This window comes from Anabaena sp. AL09 (genome assembly GCF_001672255.1).
In the GTDB taxonomy this organism is placed as follows: domain Bacteria; phylum Cyanobacteriota; class Cyanobacteriia; order Cyanobacteriales; family Nostocaceae; genus Dolichospermum; species Dolichospermum lemmermannii.
This window is the reverse complement of record NZ_LJOQ01000056.1, coordinates 45,248-70,680: the sequence shown is the minus strand read 5'-3', so window position 1 is coordinate 70,680 and position 25,433 is coordinate 45,248. Positions and strand designations below refer to the sequence as shown.

General features: G+C 39.8%; 25 protein-coding genes, 2 tRNA genes and 1 pseudogene. 15 read left to right on the top strand and 13 right to left on the bottom strand.

Going from position 1 to position 25,433, the window contains the following annotated elements:
* The first annotated feature begins 10 nt into the window (after window positions 1–10).
* Window positions 11–268 (top strand): Asr1405/Asl0597 family protein, encoded by a 258-nt coding sequence (locus AN490_RS11300; RefSeq protein ID WP_300003226.1) that lies wholly within the window; start codon window positions 11–13, stop codon window positions 266–268.
* 21 nt (window positions 269–289) lie between these two features.
* Complete coding sequence (locus tag AN490_RS11295; protein WP_300003223.1) at window positions 290–910, top strand: (2Fe-2S) ferredoxin domain-containing protein; 621 nt, start codon at window positions 290–292, stop codon at window positions 908–910.
* A 230-nt stretch (window positions 911–1,140) separates the two neighbouring features.
* Here the strand turns inward: AN490_RS11295 and AN490_RS11290 are convergent, their stop codons facing one another.
* From AN490_RS11290 to AN490_RS11270, 5 genes are all read right to left on the bottom strand, one after another.
* Window positions 1,141–1,452, bottom strand: a complete 312-nt coding sequence (locus AN490_RS11290; protein ID WP_300003220.1) for a hypothetical protein — start codon at window positions 1,450–1,452, stop codon at window positions 1,141–1,143.
* Between the two features lie 236 nt (window positions 1,453–1,688).
* Complete coding sequence (locus tag AN490_RS11285; protein ID WP_300003217.1) at window positions 1,689–2,363, bottom strand: choice-of-anchor C family protein; 675 nt, start codon at window positions 2,361–2,363, stop codon at window positions 1,689–1,691.
* A 688-nt stretch (window positions 2,364–3,051) separates the two neighbouring features.
* On the bottom strand, window positions 3,052–4,179 hold the full coding sequence (locus AN490_RS11280; RefSeq protein WP_300003214.1) for a CO2 hydration protein: 1,128 nt from the start codon (window positions 4,177–4,179) through the stop codon (window positions 3,052–3,054).
* Window positions 4,180–4,279: 100 nt separating this feature from the next.
* A complete protein-coding gene (locus AN490_RS11275) occupies window positions 4,280–5,776 on the bottom strand; it encodes an NADH-quinone oxidoreductase subunit M (protein ID WP_300003211.1) in 1,497 nt (498 codons plus the stop codon).
* 177 nt (window positions 5,777–5,953) lie between these two features.
* Entirely contained in the window at window positions 5,954–7,810 is a 1,857-nt protein-coding gene (locus tag AN490_RS11270) for an NAD(P)H-quinone oxidoreductase subunit F (protein ID WP_213718359.1), read from the bottom strand.
* A gap of 658 nt (window positions 7,811–8,468) precedes the next feature.
* On the opposite strand from AN490_RS11270, the gene AN490_RS11265 reads away from it, so the two are divergent.
* From AN490_RS11265 to AN490_RS11210, 12 genes and pseudogenes are all read left to right on the top strand, one after another.
* Entirely contained in the window at window positions 8,469–8,777 is a 309-nt protein-coding gene (locus tag AN490_RS11265; protein ID WP_213710164.1) for a carbon dioxide-concentrating mechanism protein CcmK, read from the top strand.
* A 45-nt stretch (window positions 8,778–8,822) separates the two neighbouring features.
* Window positions 8,823–9,167, top strand: coding sequence for a carbon dioxide-concentrating mechanism protein CcmK (locus AN490_RS11260; RefSeq protein ID WP_015080435.1), 345 nt, complete (start codon window positions 8,823–8,825; stop codon window positions 9,165–9,167).
* Window positions 9,168–9,173: 6 nt separating this feature from the next.
* Window positions 9,174–9,479 carry a EutN/CcmL family microcompartment protein gene (locus AN490_RS11255; RefSeq protein ID WP_015080436.1) on the top strand — a complete coding sequence of 102 codons (306 nt, stop codon included), beginning with the start codon at window positions 9,174–9,176 and terminating at the stop codon, window positions 9,477–9,479.
* Between the two features lie 136 nt (window positions 9,480–9,615).
* Complete coding sequence (locus AN490_RS11250; RefSeq protein ID WP_300003199.1) at window positions 9,616–11,283, top strand: ribulose bisphosphate carboxylase small subunit; 1,668 nt, start codon at window positions 9,616–9,618, stop codon at window positions 11,281–11,283.
* A 166-nt stretch (window positions 11,284–11,449) separates the two neighbouring features.
* On the top strand, window positions 11,450–12,259 hold the full coding sequence (locus AN490_RS11245) for a transferase (RefSeq protein WP_300003196.1): 810 nt from the start codon (window positions 11,450–11,452) through the stop codon (window positions 12,257–12,259).
* A 100-nt stretch (window positions 12,260–12,359) separates the two neighbouring features.
* Window positions 12,360–13,148, top strand: coding sequence for a BMC domain-containing protein (locus AN490_RS11240; RefSeq protein WP_300003193.1), 789 nt, complete (start codon window positions 12,360–12,362; stop codon window positions 13,146–13,148).
* A 202-nt stretch (window positions 13,149–13,350) separates the two neighbouring features.
* Window positions 13,351–14,064 carry a response regulator transcription factor NblR gene (gene nblR / locus AN490_RS11235; protein ID WP_300003190.1) on the top strand — a complete coding sequence of 238 codons (714 nt, stop codon included), beginning with the start codon at window positions 13,351–13,353 and terminating at the stop codon, window positions 14,062–14,064.
* Window positions 14,065–14,420: 356 nt separating this feature from the next.
* Window positions 14,421–15,374 (top strand): PhoH family protein, encoded by a 954-nt coding sequence (locus AN490_RS11230; protein ID WP_300003187.1) that lies wholly within the window; start codon window positions 14,421–14,423, stop codon window positions 15,372–15,374.
* Window positions 15,375–15,427: 53 nt separating this feature from the next.
* Window positions 15,428–15,841, top strand: a pseudogene (locus AN490_RS11225) (ChuX/HutX family heme-like substrate-binding protein); the annotation flags it as partial.
* 76 nt (window positions 15,842–15,917) lie between these two features.
* Window positions 15,918–16,694 (top strand): DUF6816 family protein, encoded by a 777-nt coding sequence (locus AN490_RS11220; RefSeq protein WP_366925032.1) that lies wholly within the window; start codon window positions 15,918–15,920, stop codon window positions 16,692–16,694.
* A gap of 165 nt (window positions 16,695–16,859) precedes the next feature.
* Window positions 16,860–16,942 (top strand) — tRNA-Tyr (locus tag AN490_RS11215).
* Between the two features lie 83 nt (window positions 16,943–17,025).
* Window positions 17,026–17,097: transfer RNA gene (locus AN490_RS11210), tRNA-Thr, on the top strand.
* A 337-nt stretch (window positions 17,098–17,434) separates the two neighbouring features.
* Here AN490_RS11210 and AN490_RS11205 read toward each other — a convergent pair.
* From AN490_RS11205 to AN490_RS11175, 7 genes are all read right to left on the bottom strand, one after another.
* Window positions 17,435–18,247 carry a hypothetical protein gene (locus tag AN490_RS11205; RefSeq protein ID WP_300003181.1) on the bottom strand — a complete coding sequence of 271 codons (813 nt, stop codon included), beginning with the start codon at window positions 18,245–18,247 and terminating at the stop codon, window positions 17,435–17,437.
* A gap of 443 nt (window positions 18,248–18,690) precedes the next feature.
* Window positions 18,691–18,828, bottom strand: a complete 138-nt coding sequence (locus AN490_RS11200; protein WP_300003179.1) for a hypothetical protein — start codon at window positions 18,826–18,828, stop codon at window positions 18,691–18,693.
* A gap of 118 nt (window positions 18,829–18,946) precedes the next feature.
* Complete coding sequence (locus AN490_RS11195; RefSeq protein ID WP_300003176.1) at window positions 18,947–19,453, bottom strand: hypothetical protein; 507 nt, start codon at window positions 19,451–19,453, stop codon at window positions 18,947–18,949.
* A 156-nt stretch (window positions 19,454–19,609) separates the two neighbouring features.
* Complete coding sequence (locus AN490_RS11190; RefSeq protein ID WP_300003173.1) at window positions 19,610–20,965, bottom strand: aminopeptidase P family protein; 1,356 nt, start codon at window positions 20,963–20,965, stop codon at window positions 19,610–19,612.
* 74 nt (window positions 20,966–21,039) lie between these two features.
* Window positions 21,040–21,945 (bottom strand): 16S rRNA (cytosine(1402)-N(4))-methyltransferase RsmH, encoded by a 906-nt coding sequence (rsmH, locus tag AN490_RS11185; RefSeq protein ID WP_300003170.1) that lies wholly within the window; start codon window positions 21,943–21,945, stop codon window positions 21,040–21,042.
* A 14-nt stretch (window positions 21,946–21,959) separates the two neighbouring features.
* Window positions 21,960–22,382, bottom strand: coding sequence for a hypothetical protein (locus tag AN490_RS11180; RefSeq protein WP_300003167.1), 423 nt, complete (start codon window positions 22,380–22,382; stop codon window positions 21,960–21,962).
* A complete protein-coding gene (locus AN490_RS11175; protein ID WP_300003164.1) occupies window positions 22,379–22,825 on the bottom strand; it encodes a hypothetical protein in 447 nt (148 codons plus the stop codon). Before AN490_RS11175 ends, AN490_RS11180 begins: the two co-directional genes overlap by 4 nt.
* A gap of 442 nt (window positions 22,826–23,267) precedes the next feature.
* Here AN490_RS11175 and AN490_RS11170 point away from each other — a divergent pair, with 442 nt between their 5' ends.
* Window positions 23,268–24,452: an NAD(P)H-quinone oxidoreductase subunit H gene (locus AN490_RS11170; protein WP_300003161.1), complete on the top strand. Its 1,185-nt coding sequence runs from the start codon at window positions 23,268–23,270 to the stop codon at window positions 24,450–24,452.
* A gap of 158 nt (window positions 24,453–24,610) precedes the next feature.
* Here AN490_RS11170 and AN490_RS11165 read toward each other — a convergent pair whose 3' ends face one another.
* Window positions 24,611–25,264 (bottom strand): hypothetical protein, encoded by a 654-nt coding sequence (locus tag AN490_RS11165; protein ID WP_300003158.1) that lies wholly within the window; start codon window positions 25,262–25,264, stop codon window positions 24,611–24,613.
* Window positions 25,265–25,433: the final 169 nt, after the last annotated feature.

Here is a 25,433-nt window from a genome sequence, read left to right as displayed (position 1 = left end):
GGCTACTCGCTTGAAATCTTCTAGCTCGGACACAGATAAAAAGCACGTTATTGATATAAGTTGGGCAGATCGTTGGCAGGTTTATCAACGCTTACAAGAATTAGATATAATTTGTGTTTGTGAGACTAACCAGCCTTTAACTGTAGAAATAAATAACCCCACCGCAGCTATACAACTTTGGAGTGTAATTCAACAATTCACTGCTTCTCGTCAAGACTTGATTGGAAATATTGAAAATTGTTGGCGTTGTCGTTACCAAAGATTTTAGTTAGACAAATAGGTTAAAAAAATGAGTATATCTACTAATTCAGCAGTGACAGAATTTTGTTTTGAAGGCAGATTTCTGGATTTTGTGATCAAGGATGGATATAAGCTGAAAGGTTTGTTATTGGGAACTTCTGAGGGTGAATGTTATATAAAATTAGCCAAGCATTTACGGAGTGCTTTTGATTTGCGTTTACCTCAAGGGACTTGGCTGCAAGTTGTGGGGACAAAACAATACAATGCGAAAAAAGATCAGGTAACTCTGGTAGCAGAACGAGTTATGGCTGCAAGTGCTGATATGGGAACAGTTGCAGCGCAAAGTCCAGCTAAGACGAAACCAGCTAAATCCCAAACAATTCTAGTTTGTCAAAAATCTGATTGTATGAAGCGTGGTGGTAAAACTTTGTGTCAAGCTTTGGAGTCGGAGTTAATAAATAACGGTTTAGAAAATTCAGTCACTATTAAAGGTACTGGCTGTATGAAGAACTGTAAAGCCGGTCCTAATTTAGTGATGCCCGATAAAACTCGTTATAGTAAAATTCAAGCTGAACAAGTTCCTACTTTGATAGATAAGCATTTTTCTGAGGAAATTCGGGAGAAAGCAGAGGATATGACGGTAAATATTCCCAGCTTTGTGGAAGTTTAGTAAATATAAGATCCCCGACTTCTTTAAGAAGTCGGGGATCTGGGTATCAACAAGTGCTATCTTGTAAACTACCTACGATTTTTCTATTCAACAAATAATCAATATTAGAAGTCGGTGATTTGAAAAACAATGTTGGTCGGTGTTAGCGAAGCGGCACGAAGTGCGGAATAAACACTTTATTGGTCACGTCACTACCAGCAAATACTCCTGACAATAAACAACACAATCAACTAACTATCCATCAGCTTTATCAAAATCGCTTCTAATCTTTCTAAAGCAGCATTAGTTGATTTTTGATTCTCTTCAAAATTGCTTTGGAGAGTAGCAAGGTTAGTATCTAATCTTCCTACCGTGTCATTTAGTCCTACTACCACATCGTTAAGGATGGCATTTCTACCCAAAACGCTGGTAGCAGTTCCTATAAAGTCATCAACCTTATATATCAGTTCCGTCAGGTTAACCGCCGTAGTTTCCTGTTGAACTGCCACGCGCTCTAATATTGCTTCTATCCGGTCTAATCTATCTACTGGTGGTGTATTCATATTGTTTTTGAGGTAGTTGGCGATACCTGCGGACTTAGCCTGGCGATCGCAAAATGGTTAACTTGCTTTTTGATCTTCATATTAAATTAGCTCATTATCTGATAAAAATTAAATTAATAGAGATAAAAATTAGGTTACTAATTGATAGTAACCTAAACAATCATTTGGTAAAAGATTCAAGATAAAATCTCTGTTTTATTGTTCAGAGAGATGAATTGTTGAATCGAGAACAGCAATTAAAGGCTTTTGCATCTGTTTTGAGAAAGCTTGTTTTTCCACCACAAGCCAAACCCGAAGAGAACAGTGCTACCAACAACAGGGAGCGCGTCGGTTTCCCAGGGAACTTCTGTAACAACGACATTATCCAAAGCAGAACCAAAGATGGTTTGATCGAGACTGGCAAAGGAAAGGGTAGTAATATTACTAGTGGCTACAAAATCAAAGGTTTGGGACGACCATCCCATATTCGTGGAACTTTGCCCCGTAACATCAAAGGTAAAATCCCGAGAACTTCCCCCAGCCGACAGCCTTAATATTTTAACTGTTGGACCACCTTCCACATTACCAGCCAAATCGAAGCTAACTGAATACGGATTTCCCGTCCGAGTCGCAAAAGTTTGCTCGATACTCCCAGCTTGCGAACCACTTAAATCTACACTAAAACTACCGTCGGAACTCTTCCAAAGTTTGTTGATATAATCAATATTTCCACGGGCAACTGTCCAATAACCAATGGCAGTCGAATTAGTAGGTACGTTGGTAAAACTAAAATTACTACCTAATGATGAATTTTCAAAGCTACCATTTTTGATCAAATTGATGGCTGAGGCAGGATTGGCCGCTAATAAAAAAGAAGCAGAGAAACCAGCTAGAGTAACAATCTGAAACAGTTTAATGGGAAATGTTTTCATTGTAATTATGAATGTAAGTTAGTTGTAGCGGGCGTTACTTAGATGAACACTATTTGGGGTTGGCTGAAAAACTAATTATCATGAATCAGCAAGTCTTCACGATAAAATCAACATAAATGCTTCTGTAAAAACACTGAAATAACCTATTTATAAGCTATTTGTTGAATTTACATTTGGTTATATATGTTGATTCCTTAACGACAAGTTAGGAAGGAGTAATAACCAAAATTATACTACCAATTGAAAAAAAAAGCAAGCTCCTTAACAAGAATTAAAATTAATTGACTGAATATTGATGGTATTTCCGAAAATATAGTGTTATTCAGATCCAATCTGGAATTTAAAAATCCAAGCTGGTAATAATACTTTTAAAGACAATATTAGTATGATAACTCATACTACGTATTTGTGGCAACTGCTGATACTACACCAATTTTAGTCTTGAAGGGGTTTTTAACTAACCACTCCAGACACAGACAACACAGAAACCAGAAGAGTCATCTATAACTAATTTTCAATTAGTCTTGTTTTATTTAATAGGATTTAAAATTGCTTATGCAGTGAAGATAGTTCTTCCTCGTCAAAACTATGATAACACGGTTTTCAGTTCGTGTCAATAGATTTCCTTCTTTTGAACGCGAAAAAATAATGTTTTTGAAATCTGATCATGTGGCGAAGCCATATTATCCTATTTATTTACTGCTAATAACTGGGAGTTTTCTAATCTTGACAGCCACTTTTCTAAATAAATTTGATTATTTTTTTTCTCAGATGAATCTTGAGTATCCAATGGATAAGGTAAAAGTCCTAAAATCGCGGCTGTGGTTACACAAAACATCGACTTTTGGAAACTCATACAAATTTGTATTCGCAAATCATCTTCACTTCTGAGACTGCGACGATAAATATTATGTAAGTATTCTGGCAAATAATGACGCATATCTTGCATTAATAATGTGGGAGGAATTCCTGCACCACCAATAGGTAAAGGATCTGCGTATAATGCACCATATTGGAATCGAGATTGATCTGGAGGAACTTGATATGCTTGAGCGTTTAAAGACACTGTTCCTAAAAATGGTGTTCCTCTAAAAAATACGGCTTCTACATAAGGAACTGCGGTATCTGCAAGGAAGGTTAAACCAACTGATTTGGGAATCAGATCATAGACTTTATCGCCAATTTTGACACTGTATGTAATTGGTGTCATTGCATCTGCAACTAAAGCCAGTTTAATATGTTCTACAACTTGGGGAATTGATTTAATTTGTCCGTTGTCATAGCGATCTGATAGACTCAAAAACATATCCGCCATGACTCGCCAAAATTGACCTAATCCAGTGTAATAAGCCGAAACTCGTAACTGTTCTATTAAGAATTCGGGAAACAGTTCATTAAGTCCCAAAATCAGGGGATTATATTTAAATTTAGCAGCAATAACAGCTTTAGATCTATCTTGAAATTCTTTAGTATCTAAATATGCGTCTAAACCACCACCACCATGCCACATCATGGTTTTCATGCAATATTCGGCATATTCAAAATTAATCCGATCATGCCATAAATGACGGATTAATTTAGCAAAGGAAATATCACCATCAAAATATTTAAAGAAGGGAAAAAATACTAAAAATTGATGTTCAGCAATGTAGATAAGATTTTTAGAATAAGCATCTAAAACCACTCCATAACTTTTAAGAATGCCAACAACTTCTAAAACGTTTTCGGGACTATCTTTGAGTAATGCTTCTCCAGTTTGTAAGCGTTGAATATATTCAGCTAGGGGGTTGTAAGGGGGATTTTTTTGAGTTTTCATGATGTCAATTCTCCTGGAATTCAACTGTCTTAACTATGATTTTTGGGATTTTTTTGATTTGGTTGATGATCTGGTTGTGGTGATTATTTTTCTCGGAAAGTTAAGAATCCAATAGTTCCCGACTTGCTACTAGATGATGATTATTCGTTTTTACCATTGTAGTAATTGTGGCTTGGGTATAATGGACTAACCAATTAGGTTGAATGCCGAAAATAACGATCGCTACTGCTAGAATGATGGCAGGGATGCGATCGCTCCAATACACACGAGGTAAGTTCATCACTGCTGCTGATAACCGCCCAAAAAAGGCACGATTCAGGAGAATTAGGAAGTAAACCGCAGTTAAACCATTTCCGAGCATTGCTAACAATGTTTGTACCGGAAAAACTGCAAAACTGCCCCGAAAAACAATAAATTCGGAAATAAATCCCACCATTCCCGGTATACCTGCACTGGCCATGACGGCAAAAATCATTAAACTACCAATAACTGGTAAACCTCGTTCTGGGTTAAGTAGTCCCCGAATCACATTTAAATCTCGACTACCAGCTTTTTTATAGACAACTCCCACCAACAGGAATAACATAGCGGATATTAATCCGTGACTAATCATTTGCATAACTGCCCCCAAGACGCTGAGGGGTGTGGATGCGGCTGCTGCTAACAAGACATAGCCCATGTGGCCGATAGAACTATAAGCCACCATTTTTTTCATGTCTGTTTGTGCGATCGCACATGATGCCCCAAACAAGACGCTAATTACTGCCCATGTGGCTAACCAAGGTGCTGCATAAGCCCAAGCATCTGGTAATAAATTCATGCCAAATCGCAGTAAGCCATAAGTCCCTAATTTTAATAATATCCCAGCCAACAGCACAGATATGGGTGTGGAGGCTTCCACGTGGGCATCTGGTAGCCAAGTATGGAAGGGAACGAGGGGGATTTTAATGCCAAATCCTACTAAAATGCCGACAAGGAGTAAAATTTGCGTTGCTAAGGGTAGAGATTGGCAATTTAAGGTTGCTAGTCCAAAACTGGGAGAACCACTCAACCAAACCATTCCTAAGAAACTGGCTAAAATAACGATTCCTGAAAAAGCTGTATAAATCAGAAATTTTGTGGCTGCATAACCTCGTTTTTCACCTCCCCAAATCGCAATTAGCAGATATAGAGGTATTAATTCCAATTCATAAAACAGGAAGAATAATAATAAATCCTGTGCTAAAAATGCTCCTATCACCCCAGCATTTAATAGCAGAATTAGAGAGTAGTAAAATCTCGGACGTTGTTGGGATTCATCGCTGCTATAAATAGCAATACAGGTTAATAATCCATTGAGGATTAATAAAGGTAGTGATAAACCATCTATCCCCAGATTGTAGTTTAAGCCAATAGCATCTACCCAAGGTAAGGATTCAGCAAATTGTTGACCAATTTCTCCAGGGTTAAACTGAGTTGCTAGGAAAATACTCCATGCGAAAATAATCCCGCTAAAGAAGAAAGCAATGATTCGGGATAGTTTACCAGAGATGGTAAAAGGATAGAAACCAATAAAAGCCGCACCAATTAACGGCAGTAAAATCAATGTACTCAGCATAGAGGTTGGGGAGGTTGGGGAGGTTGGAGAGGTTGGGGAGGTTGGGGAGGTTGGGGAGGTTGGGGAGGTTGGGGAGGTTGGGGAGGTTGGGGAGGTTGGGGAGGTTGGGGAAGAATATTACCAATTACCCATTACCAATTACCCATTACCAATTACCCATTACCAATTACCCATTACCTAAAAAGGCAATTTGTCGAATAAACCTAATGAGAAACTAATGGCAAAACCGAGGATGCTAATGACAATGAGGATTGTTAGCATATAGCCTTGGGATTGACCAGAAATGCTGTATTTCAAACTTTGTCCGCTAAAAATCGCAGCAAAGCCGATTAAGTTGACTAGACCATCTACCAAAAAGCGATCGCTCCACGCGGATATCCTCGATAACAACGCCACAGCACTTACAATCGTTAAGCGATAAATGCGGTCTATGTAAAAATCATAGCCTAATAAATCTTGGATAAATCTCCAAACCAAAATTCTCGACCTTGACCAGGCTTTGTGGAGATGAATTGTTGCGCCAATAGTTACTCCAGCAACCGTAGAAGCGACTAAAGATCCAACTATATACCAATCGAGGCTTTCCCAACTAGGTAATAAATACCATTGCTGTAGCATCAGCGGTAATAATAGAGTGAGTATAGTTAAAGTCACCATTGGTAATGCCATTGGCCAGGCAACTTCTGGAGCGCGACGGGTTTTTGGTTGGGGTTGTCCCCAAAAAACTAACCGGAATACCCTAGTTAAATTCAAAGCCGTTAAGCCATTAACTAAGATTAAAACCACAATTACCCAAGGGCTAATTTTGACTAAGCCATCAGCCCATGCTATCATTGCCCAAAAACTGCCGAGTGGTAGTAGTGTTACCATACCTGCTGAACCGACGACAAAAGCCGTGGTTGTGGCTGGCATTTTTGACCACAAACCCCCCATTTCTGTCAAGTCTTGAGTTTGGGTAGTGTAGATAACTGAACCAGAACTCATGAATAACAAGGCTTTGGCAATAGCATGACTCAGAAGTAACATTAACGCCACTCCACCCTGTTCCAAGCCTACCGCTAAAAATACCAATCCCATGTAAGCACTGGTGGAATGGGAGAGCGATCGCTTAATATCAATTTGGGCAATAGATACCAATGTTGCTCCCAATGCTGTCATTATCCCCAGCACCACTAAAGTATTTAAGGCAATGGGGGACAAAGATAATAATGGTTGAACTTTGTAGAGAAAATAAGCACCCCCACCTACCACTAGAGAGTTTCGCATCACCGAAGCTGGGTTCGGTCCTTCCATCGCTTCGTCTAACCACAGGTGCAGGGGAAATTGGGCGCACTTACCCGCAGGACCAGCAATTAAACCTAAACAGAGTAAAGTTGATGTGACTGGATTTAAATCAGCAGTTTGCGCCCACTCATACAAATCCGAAAAATTTAAGCTGCCGGCTAAAGTAGAAAGAGTCACTACAGCCATCAATAGCAACAAATCTCCTACCCGCTTCGTTAAAAAGGCATCTCGCGCTGCGGTCACTACCAAGGGTTGAGCATACCAAAATCCGACCAGTAAATAAGTAGAAAGGGTGAGAACTTCCAGTAAAGCATAGCTGAGAAACAAGGAATCACTAATTGCTAGACCACTGAGGGCGGCTTCAAAAAATCCCACCAGACCAAAAAACCGGGCTAAGGACCAATCTTTTTCCATGTAGCCTAGTGCGTAAATTTGCGCCAACAGACTTAATCCAGTAATTAAAACTGTCGCCCCCACACTGACTACGGAAATTTCTAAAGCAAAAGATAATTGAAAATCAGCAGCTTGAAACCAAGTAATTACTAAATTTTCTTGATCCCGATTCCAGATATCTTTAAATACTAATAAACTATGGACAAAACCTAAGATGGTAGTCAATAAGTTCAAGTAGGCCGCAGGTCTTGGTCCTGTACGTTGGATGATTCCTATGCTCCAAGGCAAAGTTAAAATTGCCCCTAGTAAGCTATAAAGAGGCACGAACCAACTTGTTAAAAATAGAAACTCATTCATCTAATATTTTCCTTGACAACTCATTTCCGATTCTCTTAAACAGCCTTTAAATAATCATTTGCTCAAAAAACAATATCTTTGAGAAAATCTATGTTTTCTTAACTTTTCTTAGCTCAATATGCCTAAGCACATTTACTTTAGATTAGCCTATTGTTGAGCTATTAAATATAATTTAACATTTTAGATATTCTAATAATTGTTGAACAACATTTTTTATTTTTCTGCTTTTTTTAAATTTGTTTTTTAGATACATTGGTAAAATTTGCAGATTTTTACCCACTGTTTATGGTAATAGCTAATCACAGGAAAGATATAGCCAGTAGCTCGTCTATCCCATATATAGCACTCACCAATCCTCCTCATCAAAGAATTAGCTTGGGCTATGAACTATAGTAATTCTCAAACTGATAAAGAAATTATAAAGCATAAGTTGTCACTGTAGGGATCAGTAAACTTTAATGTCACAAAAGACCCTATAAAGTTTTGTTAACTTTTTTTAATATATTTTATTACAAACTATTATAGTAATTTATGTTGCCAGGAATGCCAATCTTTCCTATGCTTAAATGTGGCGGTATTTTGGGATGTAGGATGAGCATCCCCGTCCAAAATTTCCACCCATAGTTCTAATTCGATTAATTTTTTAGGAGTATCTGCGATGCCAATTGCAGTTGGAATGATTGAAACTAAAGGCTTTCCCGCAATAGTAGAAGCTGCTGACGCGATGGTCAAAGCCGCCCGTGTGACTTTAGTAGGATATGAAAAAATTGGTAGCGCTCGCGTTACAGTGATTGTCAGGGGAGATGTTTCTGAAGTCCAAGCTTCAGTGGCTGCTGGCGTTGAAGCAGTTAAAAGAGTCAACGGTGGTGAAGTGGTATCTACCCACATCATTGCTCGTCCCCACGAAAACTTAGAATACGTTTTGCCAATTCGTTATACAGAAGCAGTAGAACAGTTCCGCGCTTAGTTTAAATCTGGTACAAGTAAAAATTTAATTTAAGGACAAAAACAAATGTCAATTGCTGTAGGAATGGTAGAAACTCTAGGCTTTCCAGCCGTAGTCGAAGCTGCTGATGCCATGGTAAAAGCTGCTCGTGTTACCTTGGTGGGCTATGAAAAAATCGGTAGTGGTCGGGTAACAGTTATCGTGCGTGGTGACGTTTCCGAAGTTCAAGCTTCCGTAGGTGCGGGAGTGGAATCAGTCAAGCGCGTCAATGGTGGACAAGTGCTATCTACCCACATCATTGCTCGTCCCCACGAAAACTTGGAATATGTCCTCCCCATTCGCTATACCGAAGATGTAGAACAATTCCGGGAAGGTGTTAACACAATTCGTCCTTTCGGTAGAAGACCATAATTAATAATGCAAATTGCCAGAGTTCGTGGCACAGTAACTAGCACCCAAAAAGATCCCAGTCTGCGGGGTGTAAAGCTACTAATGTTGCAATTAATAGATGAAAATGGCAATCTCCTGCCAGTATACGAGGTAGCAGCCGATAACAGTGTAGGGGCAGGAGTGGATGAGTGGGTACTTGTCAGTCGTGGCAGTGCTGCTCGTCAATTATCAGGTAATGAACAACGACCGTTAGACGCAGCAGTAGTGGCAATTATAGACACCATTTACGTTGAAGATCGTGTAATTTACAGCAAAAAAGACCAGTATAGATAGTCAGTGAAGAGGTAATGGGTAATAGGTGATGGGTAATGGGTGATAGGTGAAAACTTACCAATGACCAATGACCAATGACCAATGACCAATGACCAATGACCACTGACAAAAAGCTTATTTCAGGAGGAATCTCGCAATGGTAGTCCGCAGCACGGCGGCACCCCCAACCCCGTGGTCAAGGAGTTTAGCAGAACCAAAGATCCATGAAACTGCATTTGTCCACTCTTCTTGTAACCTCATTGGTGATGTCAATATAGGTGCAAATGTAATTGTTGCTCCGGGGACTGCAATTAGAGCAGATGAAGGAACACCTTTTAGTGTTGGTGAAAATACCAATATTCAAGATGGTGTCGTTATTCATGGGTTAGAGCAAGGCCGAGTCATTGGTGACGATGGCAAGGAATACTCAGTATGGGTTGGGAAAAGTGCCTCCATTACCCACATGGCACTGATTCATGGACCTGCTTACGTTGGCGATAGTTGTTTTATTGGCTTTCGTTCTACGGTATTTAATGCCAAGGTGGGTGCAGGTTGCATTGTCATGATGCACGCCTTAATTCAAGATGTAGAAATTCCACCGGGTAAATACGTAGCTTCTGGATCAGTAATTACGACCCAGCAGCAAGCGGATAGATTGCCAGATGTCCAAGTGCAGGATCAAGAATTTGCTCACCATGTAGTCGGGATTAATCAGGCTTTGCGGGCTGGTTATCACTGTGCTGCGGATAGCAAGTGTATTGCACCCATTCGGGATGAACTAAATCTTTCCGTAGCTAAATCTTATACAAGCATTGAAGTCGAAGAGTTAGAAAGGAGCAGTGACGTGGCGAGCTATAGCTTAGGTGCAGAAACAGTAGATCAATTACGTTATCTACTAGAACAAGGATTTAAAATTGGTACAGAACACGTAGACCAAAGACGGTTTCGGACAGGTTCTTGGCAAAGTTGTCAAGCCATTGCAACTCGGTCTTTAGGTGAAGCTGTTTCTGCTGTAGAGTCTTGTTTGAGAGATCACAGCGGCGAATATGTGCGTTTATTTGGTATTGATAACGGCAGAAGACGAGTATTAGAAACTATTGTTCAACGTCCTGAAGGTGTTGTTGCTGGTACATCTATCTTTAAAGCCCCTGCTGCTGCATCTGCTGGCAGTTACAACGGTAATGGTAATGGTAACGGTAATGCAGTTGGTAGTGCCAAACTGAGTGCGGAAACTGTAGAACAAATCCGGCAACTTTTGGCTGGTGGTTACAAAATTGGGACAGAACACGTAGACGAGCGCCGCTTCCGAACTGGTTCTTGGAACAGTTGTGAACCAATTCAATCTAATTCGGCTCAAGCAGTTGTAGCTGCTTTGGAAGAATGTATTGAAACACATCAAGGTGAGTATGTACGTTTGATTGGTATTGATACCAAAGCTAAACGCCGCGTATTAGAAGCAATTATCCAAAGACCAAACGGACAAGTAGCATCTTCTGGTAGCACCAAATCATTTACCAGTACCAGTTCTGGAACTGCAACCGCAACCGCAACAGCTACCAGCACCCGTTTAAGTACCGAAATAGTAGATCAATTGCGTCAACTGTTGTCCAGTGGGGCAAAAATTGCAATTGAACACGTAGATCAACGCCGCTTCCGCACAGGTACTTGGACAGTTGCGGGTCAAATTCAGGCTACATCTGAAAGAGAAGCGATCGCTGCTTTAGAAGGATATGTTTCTGAATATCCAGGCGAATATGTGCGTTTAGTTGGTACTGACCCCAAAGCCAAACGCCGCGTATTAGAAGCAATTATCCAACGTCCATAAAGAGGCAGGGTGCAGGGTGCAGAGAGTAGGGGAGAACATTTTTTTCCTTCACTGTACGGGCGAAGCATTTGGAGAACTATTTTTGGCAATGAGCGATAATTTATCTTCCAAATGCTTCGCCCCTACTGACAACTGACCACTTCCGGCTTCCGAGGTAATAAATTCCATGTCTGTATCGCTGCTACGCCTGGGCGATAGATTTGATGCTCATATTCATGGCGATGTGATTATTCATCCCAGTGCGGTCATAGCTCCTGGGGTAGTTTTGCAAGCAGCTACTAATAGTAAAATTGTGATTGGTGCTGGTGTATGCCTGGGTATGGGGTCAATTCTCCAAGTAAGTGAGGGTATTCTAGAAATAGAAGCAGGAGCAAACCTGGGAGCCGGTTTCTTGATGGTTGGTGAAGGCAAAATTGGGGCTAATGCTTGTATTGGTGCAGCGACAACGGTTTTTAACTGTTCCGTAGCACCAGGTCAAGTTATTCCCTCTGGTTCAATTTTGGGAGATAATAGTCGGCAGATTGTTGAACCTTCAGCGGTACAACTAGAATCTACCAATCCTCCCCCAGACAAACCAGAGGAATCAGCCGAAAAACTTGAATCTCCTCATTCTCAACCAGAGAAACCAGAGAAACAGGAAAAAGTATTTTCCTCAACTCAACTCTCGGTTGCGGCTTGTCTGGAGTTTAAACATCAATCTACGCCTGTATCTCCACCTTCACCTACACCGAAAAGCCAGTCTCCACCAGAGTCAGAAACGGCTGTGGTGGGTGATGCTACGTCGGTTGAAACTACGCTCCCAGAGTCTACAGAAACTACCACTGAGGACATAGAACCCAGCGAGTCTGATCTGGAAACTCACAATATTTTTGGCACGCAAATTTATGGACAAGGTAGCATAAATAGGCTGCTGAGTACATTATTTCCCCATAGACAATCTTTGGGCAACGAAAACTCTAACAATTCTTCAGGTTAAGTGTTAAGTATGAAGTGTGAACTTAAGTCCATATTGAAATGCTAGTTTTCATTCTTCTATGATTGAAGACGCTATATGAACCTTATCCTGGAAAATTTAAATGGAAACATATAATCAAAACGCTTTGAGTACGATTCACGCAGCAAGTCGCCGTGATAGCCTCAGAGATACTGCTTTGGGTATGGTGTCAACCCTCAGTTTCCCCGCTATAGTTGGCACGGCTGACATGATGTTAAAGTCGGCTGGAGTCCACTTGGTTGGTTATGAAAAAATTGGTAGTGGTCATTGTACAGCAATTGTCCGAGGTGGCATTGCTGATGTCCGCTTGGCTGTGGAAGCTGGTGTACAAACGGCTGAACAGTTTGGCCAGTTGGTTTCTAGTTTGGTGATTGCGCGTCCTTATCCTAATTTAGATATAATTCTACCTATTAACCGTCTGACTCGATTTATGGGAGATGGTGGTGGATACAGCCGTTTGAGTAATCAAGCCATTGGGTTGGTGGAAACTCGCGGATTTCCCGCTATGGTTGGCGCTTGTGATGCTATGCTTAAAGCTGCTGATGTGCAATTAGCATCCTATGAAAAGATTGGTGCTGGTTTGTGTACGGCAATTATTCGCGGTTCGGTGGCTAATGTGGCTGTAGCTGTGGAAGCAGGTATGTTTGAAGCGGAACGCATTGGTGAGTTAAATGCAGTTATGGTGATTCCTCGGCCATTAGATGAGTTGGAGGAAACTTTGCCTGTGGCTAGTTGCTGGCTGGAAGAACGTCAACCAGTTAATATACCCATTAATATTAAAGATAAAATAACGGATGTGGAAGCGATAGAGTTGCCTGATTTGGCAAAACTGCCTGTGAGAGTTAAGGAAGAAATTTGGAATGATGAATAATGAGCAGCTATTTTTTCTACATACCAATCATTGACTTTTTGTGGTAAATCCCTTGTTCTTAGGTTCAACAGGGTTTTATCTTGCTCACGAGTTAAAAATACCCTTAAACGAGCGCCCATATCTTAATTACCTCAGTAGATTGATTTTCCGTATTTACTCATAACTCATATTAGCAATTACCAATTACCAATCTCCAACTGCTATGATAGGTACCCACAATCCCGCTGTTTTTGTTTTGGTGATTGAACCAGATGAAACCTTGGCTAATCAATTAGCTTTTGATTTGCAAGAAGCTGGCTATGATGCCATTGTGACCCATGATGCAGCCAATGGATTAAAATACTGTAGTGATGCTTCCAGCAATCAAAGTCATCGCCAACCTGCTTTAATTGTTGTAGACCGAATGCTCGTCGGTGAATCAGGACTATCTTTGTGTAAAAATCTCAGAAATATCGGCAATCGTTCTCCTATACTGGTTCTGATGGCCAGAGACACAGTAGATGATCGGATAGCTTGTTTAGACGCTGGTGCTGATGATTACATCCTCAAGCCTTACCGTTCGGAAGATTTTTTAAGGCTGATTCGTCTGTATCTCAAACCTGATATTGATACCGCAGAGCAATTACGCTTTGGGGATCTGATTTTAGATATAGGAACCCGTCGGGCTTTTTACAAGAGTAAGGCCATTGACTTAACCATGAAGGAATTTGAACTCTTAAAGTTCCTAATGGAACATCCCCGTGAAGTATTAACTCGTGAACAGATTTTAGAAAATGTTTGGGGTTACGACTTTACGGGTGAGTCCAATGTCATTGAAGTATATATTCGTTACCTCCGGCTCAAAATTGAAGAAGAAGGTCAAAAACGCTTAATTCAAACTATACGCGGTGTAGGTTACGTACTCAGAGATTCGTAAAATCTATAAAACGAGAAATAATCACAAATAAAGTCTAAATTTGTAGGCAATTTTGCAAAAATTAAGTAAGATAGTCAGAGTCTAAATTGCATAAATAATTTAATTAGTGATTTGGTAAGAGGCTTCAGCCCTGAGAGTGTCAAACAAATACTAATTAACAGAAAATTATAGAATTCTCAATTTACATTTAAGTAGGTGAACTGAAAAATTTAAGTAAAATCGCCCAAAACTCTCTTCCTGTTCCCTGTTCCCAGTTAAGAGTTCCCTTGCCCCAACGACAATTTTTAACGCCAACCTACTTAATCGGAAAATATTAATTTTGTTAACAGCTACTTTTTACCCAATTCAGCAATAATATGGCAGATGATTCCATAATTGAACTGCCGAATATGTCCAGTGCGATCGCTCTAGCTGGATATGGTGAGGCAAATATCAAGCTATTATGCCAACAAACAGGAGCTAACTTAGTTCTGCGGGGACAAGAACTATTAATTTCGGGAACACCTAAACAGGTAGAATTAGTAAAGCGATTAGTGCGATCGCTAGAAAATTTGTGGAGTAAAGGTAATAATATCTCTAGTGCTGATATTCTCACAGCCCGTCAAGCCCTGGACACAAATACAGAAGACCAATTACAAGACCTACAGCGCGATATCCTCGCCAAAACTCGCCGAGGTTTTGAAATTCGCGCTAAAACCTTTCACCAACGCCAATATATAGACGCACTCCGCAGACGGGATTTAACCTTTTGTATTGGTCCTGCGGGAACAGGAAAAACCTATCTCGCGGTAGTTATCGCCGTTCAATCCCTACTCAGTAATCAATTTGAACGGCTGATTTTAACCCGTCCCGCAGTGGAAGCAGGGGAAAAACTCGGCTTTTTACCAGGAGACTTACAGCAAAAAGTCAATCCCTATTTACGTCCTCTTTATGATGCCATTAATGAATTCATAGATCCCGAAAAAGTCCCCAATTTAATTGAACGGGAAATCATCGAAGTCGCACCACTAGCTTATATGCGAGGACGGACATTAAATAACGCCTTTATCATCGTTGACGAAGCTCAAAATACCACACCAGCGCAAATGAAAATGGTTTTAACCCGATTGGGTTTTAACTCCCGCATGGTGATTACAGGTGATGTTACCCAAACTGATTTACCACATTATCAAAAATCAGGTTTAGATGTAGCTTTGCAAATTCTTAGAAACGTGGAAGGAATTGCGATTTGCGAATTTTCCCAAAAAGATGTGGTGCGTCATCCTTTAGTGCAACGAATTGTTGCTGCTTATGAGAAATACGAAACGTAGTACATTTAAATTGGTCATAAATCTGAAATGAAACACTAACAACTAAACAATCAACAAATATGACAACAACATTGAAAGAATTTTTAGAAGCTTGTGAAACCTTGGGAACTTTGCGCCTAATTGTCACCAGTAGCGCCGCTGTTTTAGAAGCTAGAGGAAAAATAGAAAAGCTATATTACGCCGAATTACCAAAAGGTAAATATGCGAATATGCACACCGAAGGCTTTGAATTTCATTTGAATATGGATATGATTCAACAAGTAAAATTTGAAACAGGTGAAGCTAAAAGAGGGAATTTTACAACCTATGCAATTCGGTTTTTAGATGCAGAAGAAAAACCTGCATTAAGCCTCTTTTTGCAATGGGGTAAACCAGGAGAATACGAACTAGGACAAGTAGAAGCTTGGCAAACTTTAAAAGAAAAGTATGGGGAAATTTGGCAACCTTTAGCCCTAGAAACCTTATAATTTTGAAATCCCTAGATACCCGACTTCTCAAAGAAGTCGGGTATCTAAACTAAATGAATATTATTAATTGTTGAATATGGTGATAAAAATAATTATTAGCTTTTGCTTAATGCTTTTTTTGTTCTTAGGAAATAATCAAGCCCAAGCTGGAGAATTAGCAGAACATTTAGCCAAATTCCCCCAATGGGAAAAATTAACATCAGTCAAACCAGCAGTAGGAGATTTAGTTTACCCTGAATGGATGTCTGGGACTTGGAAAGTTACCAGCACATTAGTAGATTTAGCCGCACCTTTAGCACCGGATATAGTTACACCAGGATTTGAAGGTAATCGTAGTCAATTAAATCAACCAATTAGTTTTTTAGTTAAATTCATAAAAGTTAAACCAACTAATTCGGGTTTAAAAATTTTTGCTAACTTCCAAAAGCAAGCATCAATATTAGTTGCAGATAGAGAATTTAATAGTTTAAACCTATCCAGAGCTTATTTAGGGAATGAGGCTGTTTTATCATCCAAAGTAGATCCTCAATCTCCCAATCGTCAAATTACATTTTTGCGGGGTGAACGGCAATTAATTTCTATTATCAGCGATCGCGCCACAGAAACAACAGCAGATGATCAATTCATTACTTCTGAAGTTTTCCAACAATTATTTAAAGGTAGTTCTCGTCCATATTTGAATACTGTAGAATCAACTACCGCTTATCAAAAACTTTCTCCGTCATCTCCAGCCATTACAGCAAATCAAGTAACCGCTGTCTACCTTGCACCCCAAGATCCTGATTATTTTACCGCAGGTTCTCAACCAGTGGCTTTATATCGGTATCGGCTAGAATTTTTTCCCCCAAGCTGAACTTCTAACCCGCTTATACTCTCTACAAAAAAAATGGAGAACTAATCGTGTAAATCTCGGAAACTACTTTGGAGTAAAGGATTCAGACTTTACCAAAAATATTTTCTCCAACCCCTTGCCAAACCCAGAGACTACTGCTATTATAGTTAAGCGTGGGACACAAACGGGTCGATGTCCGAGTGGTTAATGGAGACGGACTGTAAATCCGTTGGTTTACGCCTACGCTGGTTCAAATCCAGCTCGGCCCATATCCTACAGAAATTAAGAATTATAAATGCTGTGCTATAAATAAATGCACAGCATTGTAAGTCTTATTTTTGGTTTCTATTTCGCCCGTGTGGCTCAGTGGTAGAGCACACCCTTGGTAAGGGTGAGGTCACGAGTTCAATCCTCGTCACGGGCTTTTTAAACAGCATTTACAAACAAGTGGTTTAACGCAAGTTGAACCACTTTTGTTTTTTAGTAAGTATGGCAGTAAGAAAATAATCCAAAAATATCTTGTTTTGACTTTGTTGGCAATTCCGTCAAGGCATTGAGCCGATGTGTTTTTTCCTGCAAGATGACCTCAAAAGTCCTGATTTCTCCCTACCTAACACGGCTTTTTTGGCACTAATGTATCAAAGTATCAAAACCATATAGGACAAAGGTTTTCAGGCCATCTTGCAGCTTTTTACACCTATCTCAGTTTCACGTCAAGTTCGGCTCCCATGGAGGGTCCGAAGTGAGTGTGCAATCAACCATCAGCCGATGTTGAAATCGGATGCGGTTAACGCGGGAAAAAGATCCTGGGGCGAGAGCGGGTCGGAAGGAAAATAGGCGTTCAACTTGCTGAGTGTGGCAATTTGTACACCTGGGGACGTGCCAGTGCCATCTATATCGTACGAGAGCGCTCCATTGTTGCTGTTGTAGACAATTCTGGTATTGCTCCTTGTGGCCTCCGCAATAACATTGGCCGTGCTTGAACCAGCAATAGATTCAAATTGGTTGACAATCGAAAGCTGAGAGTAGAGGACACTGCTGAGAACCAGCTTGTCAAGGCCAGGCGAGAAATCAGTGATTCTATCAATACCAGTTGTTGCAAGTAGCTGATCGAAGTAGAAGCTGTCATTGCCCATTCCACCCGTCAGTACGTCAGATCCTGCTTCACCGTAAAGCTTAACATTGCCCTCTCCACCTTTGAGCGTATCAACGTCGTCCCCACCAAAAAGCTGATCATTGCCAGCTTGGCCATTTATATCATCAGAGCCGGTCTCGCCAAATATCCTGTCACGGGAGTTGGGGTGTAGCAGGTCGTTGTCAAAATCTCGCCAACTCACATAGGGAAGCAGACTGGCTTTGAGGCTTCGGAAACCGCTGGTGGGTTTCGCCCCCACAGCGTTGAGAGGTCCGGGTAATATTGCTGTTGACGGCTTGTTGTCGGATGTCCTTGTCTGGTAGTAGTTTAGTCCGACACGCAGATAATCAGAAACATCCTTAACAAACTGAATATCGTTAAGGGAGGAGTCGACGACAGAGTTGTAGACAGATTTGTAACGGTAACTTTTAACACCCATTGATTTTTCCTTTGTTTATTGCGTTCTGTTGTAACTATTGTAGCTATTAAGTAGGTGAACAGGAAAATTTAAAGGTATGTAACGATATGTAAAGTTGTCTCAATGCGATATTCTGATTGAGTTTCAGCCATTTTACAAAACGCAATACCCCTCATTTTTATTTTGTTCACTTACTTATTGTAACTAGGGCTTGGTTAGTTTTGCAACTCCCACTAAAAAATTATTATACAGATGTTGTCACAAATCGGCACAGGGAATGAGTCTAAAAGATACTCCGTCATTAATATAACGAAAATTAGCTTAGTCTATTAGCTAACAGAAATCTGCGTGATATTTTGTTATAAATAATTTTGCAAGTTGATATTATATTATCAGCGCGTAAACATTCCCAGGGTGTTATCTGCCATAAACACCATTTTGAGGAAATGTATGCGCTATCAACCCTATGGGAAAAAACGTAATTTTTCCGTCATACCTGCTGTAAGATTTGTCAGCGTTACGTTTTTTTTTGGAACTTTAATCTTTTGTGGTTTCTCTACAGGTTCGTTCATGATTTCATATCTTATATCCAGCTTAAACATGATTCAAACTACCTCAATTCCTGGTACTAAAGAGAAGGAAAAGTGTGAGTCAAAAAATGAAGTTTGGCGAGATAATAAATGTTGGGATTATGAGCATAATCCCTCATTTTAAATGATTTCAATGGCTACTTTTCTTTGTGGGAGAAGTTACTGCTGCTGGTTTGGCAATTTCTTGCTTATAAAAGCGAACTACCTTCAGCACATAATCAGCAGTAAAGCCTTTCTCACAGCCTGTATAGCTACCAGTCATCCACCAACAAGCAACACCACGCACAGCACTATTTTCATTGTTATTAGTGGCTAGAAATTGCTTATTTAATTCTCGGTTGGTGATACAAGAAATAACTTGACGAGCTATTTTGGGATCATTTTCAAACTGAGTTGGTGTTAATTCCTTCTTGAGACAAGTTTTCGTCCAACCTTTGAGAGTTTCTGGTTTAACTTGCCATGCGCTGTAATATCCATCATTGCGCTTTTTTGTCTGGGGTGCAGCTAGTCGCAAAGCTTCTACCATTGCTGCAACTTGGGTATCAGAAACAGGCTGTTTTGCTTGTGCTAAGGACGGTAAAAATCCTAAGCTGATAATAATACCGCTAAATATGAATGCTATCGGGTTTTTGTTCATGATTTTAAAATTATTGAAAATGTCAAGATTTAGGAATGTGAATTAAATAAAGTATAACTTTTAATTTATGTAATCTAATATTGGGTTGCGCTGTGGCTTTACCCAACCTACAAAGAATTGTCAGTTAATAAATTCACGTTTTTTAGCATACCATATTTAACAAGCAACTAAATCTTCAATAGCACTGGCTTGATTTGGTAATGCGGCTGTTAAAACCTCACTGCCTGATTCTGTAACTAATACATCATCTTCAATGCGAATTCCCCGCACATCTGAAAATTGTGCTAATCGTTCCCAATTGACTAAATATTGATATTGAGAACGAGTTTTTGGATCATTTAAAATTGCGGGAACTTGATAAAATCCTGGTTCAATTGTCACTAACATTCCTGCACGCAAGGGACGATTTAACCGTAAATAACTTAAACCAAAACGACTACTTCGGCTTCTTCCTTGATCATAGCCGGCAATGTCTCCCAAATCTTCCATATCATGAACATCTAAACCTAAAAGATGCCCAATTCCGTGGGGAAAAAATAAAGCATGAAGATCCATTTTTACTAAATCTTCTGGTTTACCTCGTAAAATTCCTAAATCTACCAAACCTTGAGCAATTACAGTTGCTGCTAATAGATGAATTTCTGCATATTCTACACCAGGAGCTATGTTTTGAATACAAGCATCATGGGCAGCTAAAACAATATCATAAATATCTCTTTGAGTAGATGAAAACTTACCAGAAACAGGCCAAGTGCGAGTAATATCCGCAGCCCAACCTGTCTGGGTTTCCGCGCCCACGTCAGCTAAAAGTAAATCTCCTGGTTGTAGAGAGTGGTAATAATGATTATTGTGTAAAACTTCACCATGAACTGTCACAATACTGGTGTAGGCAGTGGTCATATTCTCACCCATAATTACTGCTTCCATTGCGGCACGGACTTCGGCTTCGAGTTTAGCTGAAGGTGTTGCCGCCATTCCTGCTTTGTGTGTTGTTACACTAACTGCTGCTGCTTTACGTAATTCTACTAAGGCTGCTGCGTCATGGGTAAGCCGCAGAGAAACAATGGCTTTTGCTAGTTCTAAATCAATTCCTTCTAGTTGATTTTTTGGTAAAACCCGGCGATTTAAAAGTTGTGTTTGCTGTGTCCAAGTAGTAGCATCTTGAACGTGAAGAGTGGCCGCATTTTCTAAATAATTTCCTAATTCTGTCATTGTTTTGGCTTCATCAGCGCCTATTTTGGCGGCGATTTCTTCACGGCTGGGGGTTTCTCCATGCCACAGGGCGCTACTGGGGTGGGGGTCATCTATAAATAGTTGTAGTTTGCCACTTTCTAGGCGAATGGCGGCATTTTCGAGGGGAATTCCGGCGAAATAAAGGAAATGGCTGTTAGCGCGGTGGGGGAAGGTATTGGCTGGGAAGTTGCGGGGACTGCTACTACCTGACCAAAGAATGGCGGGAAAGTCTATGATTTCTGCTAGTTTTAGGCGACGGTGACGGAGGGTGGTTTGCATGGGAAATCTAGATTAAGGTTTCGCGCAAAGGCGCTAAGGAGCAAAGGCGCTAAGGAAGAAGGAGTTTAAGGGTGTCAATTATCTATGTTTTTCTTTTCTGCTATTCTTAATTTAGCAGAACGGGAACGGGGGTTTTGTTTTATTTCTTCTTCTGTGGCCATTATGGGTTTTTTTGTCAATATCCTCAATAATGGCGAATTTCTCAAGCCATGTTTAACTGGTCTGTCTTCTAAGCTGTGAAAGCTGATTATGGCGATTCTTCCCCCAGGAATCAGGGCGTTTGGGGCTTTTTCTATGAGGGTTTCTAGGGCTTTTAATTCGTCGTTGACAGCAATTCGTAAGGCTTGAAAAACACGAGTTGCGGGGTGAATTCTCCCATGTCGGTATTTAGGGGGGACGGAGTATGCGATCGCATTTGCTAATTCTGTAGTAGTATCAAATGGGCGTTTCTCAATAATTCTTCTGGCTATTCTGCGAGAAAGTCTCTCTTCACCATATTTAAAGAATATATCTGCTAATTCTTTTTCGTCCCATTCATTTATAATATCTCCAGCGGTGAGGGATTGTTGTTGGTTCATTCGCATATCTAAGTTTGCGGTATTTCTAAAACTAAAACCTCGTTCTGGATGATCTAAATGATAGGAACTTACTCCTAAATCGGCTAAAATTCCATCATAACTATTTTCGATAAATTGGTAATTGGCAAAGTTGCTATGAATAAATTTGACTCTATCTCCAAATTCTGCTAAATTCTCTTTTGCGGCTTTTAAAGCATCCTCATCTTGGTCAACACAAGTTACTTTTACATCTTCAGCAGTTTCTAGTATTAAGCGACTGTGACCACCACCACCAACAGTTAAATCTAAATAATTTCCACCAGGTTGGATATTTAAACCTGTAATCACTTCTTGACTGAGAACGGGAATATGAGAAAATGTAACTTCTTCTAAATCTAGGGTTGTTTGTAAATCTGATTGCATTATTAGTTGATTAATTAAAATGTAAGTGCTTTTTGCTTTTCAATGACAGGATTAAAATCAATTTCTTTCCAATCTTTAAATAATTCAGCAATTTGTTCAGGTGTTGTAAAATTATCTGTGAAATATTCAAATTTGCCAAAATTAAGATTGAGAAAAAAACTCAAAAAACTACAATGATCTTTTGCACCAAAACCAAGTGGACAATCAACACGCAAATTATCTATACTTGTTCCATATTCATGAATAATATCACAGATTTTTTCAATTCTACTAGAATATTTATGACATAATTCTGATAATTCAAAAGGATTTTTACCGATTTCACAAAATAACTCTATTGCTTGATAGGTTAAATTTGTAGGACGATATTTAAAATCAATCAATGATTGACAGATATCTAAGGCTTCAACAAACTTTTGTTCAGATGTTTTGTTCATTTTTGCTTATCTCCTTTAGTTATAATTATAGACCAAGGGTATTCATTTTGAGCTATTTTATGAGCGTCTAATTGATTTAAACCTTGATTCATTACCAAGTCAGATTCCAAAATTTCGTGCTTTAGTAAAACCTCATCACTATCAATTTCTTCTCCTAGTGTCATTCTTTCCCAACTTTGAGCCATACGTAAATCAGGGATAAATTGATTTTGTAATACTCCCTTACCAAAAGCATACTGTTTAGCTCTTTCAATATCCTCAAAATTTAATTGATACCGATTGGCTATTTTGAGAATATCATCTTTTGATTCTATAATTCTATCATAAGCTTTCATAGCTTCTTTGAGATATTTTTTCTCAAGTTTATTCAGATGTGACCATCTATCTGTAAGATAAATTTCATCATTAGGTTGATTGGGGTTAGATGCTGGAATATTAGACAATTTATTCAGGAATCGTTAGTTGAATTGACAAAATACTTCTATGAGTAATTTTTTAGCCATAGATATTAATTAGGGTAATTATAAATTAAATCTATGTTGCTACGAGGATAAAATCAGCAAAATCACCAAGACCTTGATACAATTTTAGTTTAGTCATCCAAACCGCGAAGATTTCTCCCCATTCCCACACCCCCCAGGTACATGAAAAAAATCCAGATTCTCAATCCCTGATATATCAAGCTTCCCTATAATAATTGAAGTAGCGGCACAAAATAAAACATCAAGTCCAAAACCAACTCTGCTATTCTCTCTCCAACGTCACCCTGTAGAGATAATCTAGAAATTATCCCTATAAGCTAAATTTTGGCAGACAATAACAATCGCAGCAGGTTAATCTTAGCGGGTCAATTTACAACATCCACAACAGGAGAACAGCAAATCTATGAGTAGAATAGAAACCCGCACCGAACCAATGGTGCTAAATATGGGACCTCATCACCCATCAATGCACGGGGTTTTACGTCTAATTATGACACTAGATGGTGAAGATGTCGTTGACTGTGAACCAGTCATAGGCTACCTACACCGGGGAATGGAGAAAATTGCCGAAAACCGTTCTACAATCATGTACGTCCCCTACGTCAGCCGTTGGGACTACGCTGCGGGGATGTTTAATGAGGCGGTGACAGTCAACGCACCGGAAAAATTAGCAGGTATCACCGTACCCAAACGCGCCAGCTATATCCGCGTGATTATGCTGGAACTAAACCGCATTGCTAACCACCTATTATGGTTTGGGCCATTCCTCGCTGACGTGGGGGCGCAAACACCCTTTTTCTACCAATTCCGGGAACGGGAAATGATTTATGATCTGTGGGAAGCCGCCACTGGCTACCGCATGGTAAATCACAACTATTTCCGCGTGGGTGGTGTTGCTGCTGATTTACCCTATGGTTGGGTAGATAAGTGTTTAGATTTCTGCGACTATTTTATCCCTAAAGTTGATGAATATGAACGTTTAGTTACCAATAACCCGATTTTCCGCCGCCGCATTGAGGGTTTGGGAACTATTACCCGTGAAGAAGCGATTAACTGGGGACTTTCTGGACCAATGTTACGCGCTTCTGGGGTGAAATGGGATTTACGGAAAGTTGACCACTACGAATGTTACGACGATTTCGATTGGGATGTCCAGTGGGAAACCGTTGGTGATTGTCTTGCTCGTTACATGGTACGGATGCGAGAAATGCGCGAATCTGTAAAAATCATTCGTCAAGCTATTGCTGGCTTACCCGGTGGTCCCTACGAAAACCTGGAAGCAAAACGGATAATGGCTGGGAAAAAATCCGAATGGGATGCTTTTGATTATCAATACGTTGCTAAAAAAGTTTCTCCTACTTTCAAAGTTCCCCAAGGTGAAATTTACTCCCGCGTTGAAAGTGGTAAGGGAGAATTGGGAATTTATTTAGTAGGTGATAATAATGTTTTCCCTTGGCGCTGGAAAATCCGCGCCGCAGATTTCAACAATTTGCAAATTCTTCCTCATTTACTGCGGGGAATGAAGGTTGCGGATATTGTTGTTATTCTTGGTAGTATTGACGTAATTATGGGTTCTGTTGATAGGTAATAGACCTGTCAATTTTCATAGGTAGGGGTTTAGCAGTGCTAAACCCCTACACATCTAGGTTTTTCGTGATTTCGTAAAAGTTCAAATCTCGGTACAAATATAAGTTTCTTACTAATAGGTTGATTCATCTTTAGATGACTAAACTAGTTAATTTTTTTTTAATTTTTAATTGTTGCAGGTTGAATCTGATTTTGGAATAAAGGACGGACAATTAAATATCCAGCCCCAAAACCAGTTAGCATAATGAATATAATAGTAATTACTAGCCATAACCCATTTAATCCTTTTGTCTGAGACTGAGGATTAGGAGAATAACGGACTTTCTTTTCTTCTATCAATACTTTTTCTGATACTGGAAAATTAACATCTTTTGTTGGTGTAACAGACTCCTGACGACCGTTTTGGGGAGGTGTAGCTTTTATTACTGCTTTTCGACGAGGGGTAATAGGCTGTTGTCGTGGAGGTGCTGTTGTCACGGTTGGCTTATTTGTATATCTCACCTCCTGATGATTACGGGGTGTAGGTTGAGGTAGATATTCTTCCTCGTTATGAGGACACGGTGGTGCGGGAGGGCTGGGTGCTGAAGTCTCAACTAATTTTTTTAGTTCTAAGCAAGATTCAATAACTTTAGTTATTTCTTGACGCAGTTGTTGATTTTCCTGGGATAATTTTTGATTATGACTGGTAACTACATTTAGTTTAGATTGTACTGCTTGTAACTCCGCTGTCAATTCTCGGTAAACCCAAAGGGGAACAGAGGGAGGGTAGTTGTTAGGTGGTTGACTATAATTAGATCCTGTAGTTGTTTCCATGGATATTTTAGTATCAAAATACAGTAGTTAGAGTAAGGATAATCAGGAGCAGAATATAGTTATTTATGAAATTATGCCCAAAAATAAGGGAAAAATGCCCAAAAGTCCAAGATTGGACAGTAACTATTTTTCTGCGTATTTCTGGGATTAAATAATTAAACTTATCAGT

Excerpts from the sequence above, each read along its gene's own strand:
- AN490_RS11275 (WP_300003211.1), bottom strand. The coding sequence starts at position 5,776 with ATGCTGAGTACATTGATTTTACTGCCGTTAATTGGTGCGGCTTTTATT.
- AN490_RS11265 (WP_213710164.1), top strand. The coding sequence starts at position 8,469 with ATGCCAATTGCAGTTGGAATGATTGAAACTAAAGGCTTTCCCGCAATA.
- AN490_RS11270 (WP_213718359.1), bottom strand. The coding sequence starts at position 7,810 with ATGAATGAGTTTCTATTTTTAACAAGTTGGTTCGTGCCTCTTTATAGC.
- AN490_RS11290 (WP_300003220.1), bottom strand. The coding sequence starts at position 1,452 with ATGAATACACCACCAGTAGATAGATTAGACCGGATAGAAGCAATATTA.
- AN490_RS11220 (WP_366925032.1), top strand. The coding sequence starts at position 15,918 with ATGGTGATAAAAATAATTATTAGCTTTTGCTTAATGCTTTTTTTGTTC.
- nblR (WP_300003190.1), top strand. The coding sequence starts at position 13,351 with ATGATAGGTACCCACAATCCCGCTGTTTTTGTTTTGGTGATTGAACCA.
- AN490_RS11165 (WP_300003158.1), bottom strand. The coding sequence starts at position 25,264 with ATGGAAACAACTACAGGATCTAATTATAGTCAACCACCTAACAACTAC.
- AN490_RS11180 (WP_300003167.1), bottom strand. The coding sequence starts at position 22,382 with ATGAACAAAACATCTGAACAAAAGTTTGTTGAAGCCTTAGATATCTGT.
- AN490_RS11200 (WP_300003179.1), bottom strand. The coding sequence starts at position 18,828 with ATGTTTAAGCTGGATATAAGATATGAAATCATGAACGAACCTGTAGAG.
- AN490_RS11260 (WP_015080435.1), top strand. The coding sequence starts at position 8,823 with ATGTCAATTGCTGTAGGAATGGTAGAAACTCTAGGCTTTCCAGCCGTA.
- AN490_RS11170 (WP_300003161.1), top strand. The coding sequence starts at position 23,268 with ATGAGTAGAATAGAAACCCGCACCGAACCAATGGTGCTAAATATGGGA.
- AN490_RS11280 (WP_300003214.1), bottom strand. The coding sequence starts at position 4,179 with ATGAAAACTCAAAAAAATCCCCCTTACAACCCCCTAGCTGAATATATT.
- rsmH (WP_300003170.1), bottom strand. The coding sequence starts at position 21,945 with ATGCAATCAGATTTACAAACAACCCTAGATTTAGAAGAAGTTACATTT.
- AN490_RS11240 (WP_300003193.1), top strand. The coding sequence starts at position 12,360 with ATGGAAACATATAATCAAAACGCTTTGAGTACGATTCACGCAGCAAGT.
- AN490_RS11245 (WP_300003196.1), top strand. The coding sequence starts at position 11,450 with ATGTCTGTATCGCTGCTACGCCTGGGCGATAGATTTGATGCTCATATT.
- AN490_RS11255 (WP_015080436.1), top strand. The coding sequence starts at position 9,174 with ATGCAAATTGCCAGAGTTCGTGGCACAGTAACTAGCACCCAAAAAGAT.
- AN490_RS11190 (WP_300003173.1), bottom strand. The coding sequence starts at position 20,965 with ATGCAAACCACCCTCCGTCACCGTCGCCTAAAACTAGCAGAAATCATA.
- AN490_RS11205 (WP_300003181.1), bottom strand. The coding sequence starts at position 18,247 with ATGGGTGTTAAAAGTTACCGTTACAAATCTGTCTACAACTCTGTCGTC.
- AN490_RS11285 (WP_300003217.1), bottom strand. The coding sequence starts at position 2,363 with ATGAAAACATTTCCCATTAAACTGTTTCAGATTGTTACTCTAGCTGGT.
- AN490_RS11295 (WP_300003223.1), top strand. The coding sequence starts at position 290 with ATGAGTATATCTACTAATTCAGCAGTGACAGAATTTTGTTTTGAAGGC.
- AN490_RS11250 (WP_300003199.1), top strand. The coding sequence starts at position 9,616 with ATGGTAGTCCGCAGCACGGCGGCACCCCCAACCCCGTGGTCAAGGAGT.
- AN490_RS11230 (WP_300003187.1), top strand. The coding sequence starts at position 14,421 with ATGGCAGATGATTCCATAATTGAACTGCCGAATATGTCCAGTGCGATC.
- AN490_RS11195 (WP_300003176.1), bottom strand. The coding sequence starts at position 19,453 with ATGAACAAAAACCCGATAGCATTCATATTTAGCGGTATTATTATCAGC.